The sequence below is a fragment of the Inquilinus sp. genome (assembly GCF_039594555.1).
Lineage (GTDB): Bacteria > Pseudomonadota > Alphaproteobacteria > DSM-16000 > Inquilinaceae > Inquilinus.
Map to the genome: position 1 here is coordinate 1 of NZ_JBCNNF010000561.1, position 3,542 is coordinate 3,542.

4 protein-coding genes are annotated in these 3,542 nt (G+C 69.0%); 2 read left to right on the forward strand and 2 right to left on the reverse strand.

Annotated features, from left to right (window positions below; translation table 11 throughout):
* Positions 1 to 5 precede the first annotated feature (5 nt).
* A complete protein-coding gene (locus tag ABDW35_RS33995; protein ID WP_343718271.1) occupies positions 6 to 446 on the reverse strand; it encodes a type IV secretion protein Rhs in 441 nt (146 codons plus the stop codon).
* A gap of 195 nt (positions 447 to 641) precedes the next feature.
* Between ABDW35_RS33995 and ABDW35_RS34000 the strand changes: the two genes are divergently transcribed.
* Positions 642 to 1,202 (forward strand): isoprenylcysteine carboxylmethyltransferase family protein, encoded by a 561-nt coding sequence (locus ABDW35_RS34000; protein WP_343718272.1) that lies wholly within the window; start codon positions 642 to 644, stop codon positions 1,200 to 1,202.
* 39 nt (positions 1,203 to 1,241) lie between these two features.
* On the opposite strand, the gene ABDW35_RS34005 is transcribed toward ABDW35_RS34000, so the two are convergent.
* A complete protein-coding gene (locus tag ABDW35_RS34005; RefSeq protein WP_343718273.1) occupies positions 1,242 to 2,996 on the reverse strand; it encodes an ABC transporter ATP-binding protein in 1,755 nt (584 codons plus the stop codon).
* Positions 2,997 to 3,229: 233 nt separating this feature from the next.
* Between ABDW35_RS34005 and ABDW35_RS34010 the strand changes: the two genes are divergently transcribed.
* Positions 3,230 to 3,542, forward strand: a 313-nt coding sequence (locus tag ABDW35_RS34010; RefSeq protein WP_343718274.1) for a hypothetical protein, incomplete at its 3' end; no start/stop codon positions are given.

Sequence of the window (3,542 nt, forward strand, 5' to 3'; positions counted from 1 at the left end):
GCCGGTCACTCGTCGCGTGTGCCGATGTAGTGCCCGTCGGCGTCGTACTGCTTCACCCGGTCGCCGTCCGGCTGCTCATAGCCCAGATAGCGGCCGCCCGAATCGTAGCGGTTCAGCCGGTCGCCGCTGCGCTCGATATAGCCGAGATACCGGCCCCCGGCATCGTATTGCAGCCGGCGGCCGCCCGGCTGGTCCTCGCGATAGCCCTGGTAGCGGCCGCTTGCGTCGTAGCGCTCGATCCGGGCGCCGTTGCGCCGGTCGTAGCCGAGATAGCGGCCCCCGGCATCGTACCGGTTCATGCGGTCGCCGCTGCGCTCGACATAGCCGAGATAGCGGCCCGCGCCGTCGAACTGGTCCTGCCGCTGGGCCATGGCGGTGCCGCAGCCCAGGGCCAGCAGCACGGCCGCGAGCATGCCGAGGCCGTGCCGGATCCGCCGACTCCCCATCCATCCCTCCGGATCAACCCTGACGGCCGGCCGCGCGGCAGCGGCAGGCCCGTGACACCGCAGCCCACTATACCGGCATCGCGGCTTTTTTGGGTTCGGCCGCGGCCCCGGGCGCGCCGCGCCCGGGGCCGCTCGACCCGCTCGCTGCGCCTCGCTAGGATGGCGCCGGCGAGGGGGATGATCGCGGAGGGCGCCTTGGCGTTCGTCATCATCGGCCTGTGGGTGGCGTGGTTCGTCTACTGGCACCTGGCCGCCTTCGGCACCAAGCCGGCGCAGCGACGCGAATCCGTGGCCTCGCGCCTGTCGCACATCATTCCGCTGGTTCTGGCCGCGTGGCTGTTCATCCGGCCGGGGATGGCCGGGCCGGCCCTGGGCGCGCCGATCCTGCCGCGCGCCGGCGGCTTCGACATCGCCGGCGCGCTGCTGGTCGCGGCCGGGCTGGGCTTCGCCGTCTGGGCCCGGCTGCACCTGGCCGGCAACTGGAGCGGCACGGTGACGCTGAAGCAGGACCACGAGTTGGTGCGCAGCGGCCCCTACGCCCTGGTGCGCCACCCGATCTACACCGGCCTGCTGCTGGCGGCGGTCGGCACGGTGGTCGCCATCGACCGCTGGAGCGCGCTGGTCGCCCTGGCGCTGATGGCTGCGGCCTTCCTGCGCAAGATCGTGATCGAGGAACGCTTCATGGCCGAGGCCTTCGGCCCGGCCTATGCCGATTACAGCCGCGGCACCGCCCGGCTGGTGCCGTATCTGTGGTGAGGGTCCGCCCGCGGCCGCCGAGCCACGGGCGGACATCCCTCAGAAGGAGGCCTGCACCCGGTACAGCCCGGCATAGGCGCCGCCGGCGGCCAGCAGCTCCTCATGCGTCCCCTGCTCGGCGATGCCCTGGTCGGTCAGGACCAGGATGCGGTCGGCGTGGCGCACGGTCGACAGCCGGTGGGCGATCACCAGCGTCGTGCGGTCCCGTGCCAGGTCCAGCAGTGCCGCCTGCACCGCCCGCTCGCTCTCGTTGTCGAGCGCGCTGGTGGCCTCGTCGAAGATCAGCACCGCCGGGTCCTTCAGGAAGGCCCGGGCGATGGTCAGGCGCTGCTTCTGGCCGCCCGACAGCTTGACGCCGCGCTGGCCGATATCGGTGTCGTAGCCGTCCGGCAGCGCGGTGATGAAGTCATGCGCATTGGCCGCCTTGGCCGCCGCGACGATCTCCGCCTCCGTCGCCTCCGGCCGGCCGTAGCGCAGATTCTCCGCCACGGTGCCGGCGAACAGGTAGACGTCCTGCTGCACCACGCCCACCGCCCGGCGCAGCGACGCCAGGGTGACGTCGCGGATGTCGGTGCCGTCGATCAGGATCCGGCCCTCCGTCGCCTCGTAGAAGCGCGGGATCAGGGCGCAGAGCGTGCTCTTGCCGCCGCCCGAGGCACCGACCAGGGCGACGAACTCGCCCGGCCGGATGTCGAGCGACAGGTCCCGGAACACATGCGGCCGGTCGTCCTCGTAGCGGAAGCCGACCTCCCGGAAGGAGATGGCGCCGCGTGGCCGGGCCAGCGCGACCGAGCCGGGCCGGTCCTGGATGTCCGGCTCGATCTCCAGGACCTCCATCATCCGGGTGAAGCCGGTATAGCCCTCCTGCCAGAGCCGGGCGAAGTTCGCCAGCCGCTTCACCGGATCGACCAGCGCCGCGACGCAGAGCAGGAAGGTCAGCATGTCGGCGACGGCGAGCTGCCCCTCCGCCACCCGGACCGCGCCGGCGACGATGATCACCACCGTTATCAGCTGCGGGAAGCTCTCGATCCCCATCGAGAAGAACGCCTCGCTGCGATAGCCGGCGCGGCGGCTGTCGAGGAAAGCGGCGTTCTGCACCGCGAAGCGGCGGTTCTCGACATCCTCATTGGCGAAGGACTGCACCACCCGGATGCCCGCCAGCGCATCCTCCACCCGCTCATTGACCGCGGCGATGCGCTGCTTGCTGAGCTCCAGCGCCCGGTTCATGCGGCGGTTGAAGTGCAGCGCGTAGACGACGGCGAAGGGCAGCACCGCCAGGATCATCAGGGCCAGCGGCAGGTCGATCCAGGCCAGGATGGCGATGGCGCCGGCGAATTTCAGCACCGCGATCGCCAGATCCTCCGGCCCGTGATGGTACAGCTCGCCGAGCGAGAACAGGTCGTTGGTGATCCGGCTCATCAGCTGGCCGGTGCGCTCGCGGTCGTAGAAGCTGAAGGACAGTTTCTGCAGGTGGCCGAACAGCTCGCGGCGCAGGGCGCTTTCCATCTTCGCCCCCATCATATGGCCCTGGTAGTCGACGAACAGGTTGGCCACGGCCTGCAGCAGGACCACGGCGAGCATCGCCGCGCCCAGCATATAAACCTCATCCAGCATTCCGGTTGCATCGTCCAGGCCGGTCAGCCGCCGGGTGACGATGTTGGCGCCGAGCGGCAGGATCAGCGCCGTGGCCGAGACCACGACGGCGCAGAACAGGTCGGCCGCCAGCAGCGGGATGTGCGGCCGGTAATAGGACAGGAACTTGCGGATCCGCGCGCGAGCGACGGCACGCGGCACATCGCCGCCGGAACGGCGGGTCAGCGGGGAGAGGGCATCGTCGACCGCGACGGCAGCGCCGTCCTGGCTGATGGATCGGAAAGTGGGGCCGCTAGGCGGCGCGTCTCGGCGCGCCGGCGACCTCCGGAGTCGGGACAACATGACGTGTCATGTCCTTGCGATGGGCGGGAACTCCTTTCTGCTCGGACATGATGGTCGTCATTTTGCCCTCCTGGGTCGGTCGGCGGCGGACTATGAAGCAGAGCACCGCGCGCCGCAACGCCTTTGCGACCAGCGCAGCCTGGACCTCGCTTTCCAGCGCTTCCATCAGCATGCGCATTCGCCGCCGCAAAAACCCGGATCAGATGAAATTGGCTCAAGTTCAATATTCTTTAGATCAGACAAATAAACAACAAATACTGCCTGGATATTGGAAATCGATCTTGATCCGGAATGGGAAATCTGGACTATCACCCTGTTTCAGTTCTGTGACCGACGAGAGACGGCTTCCGGATGGAGCCGATCGCCGGCTTCGGATTCATGTGATCGGGAACAGAGGGGATCGAG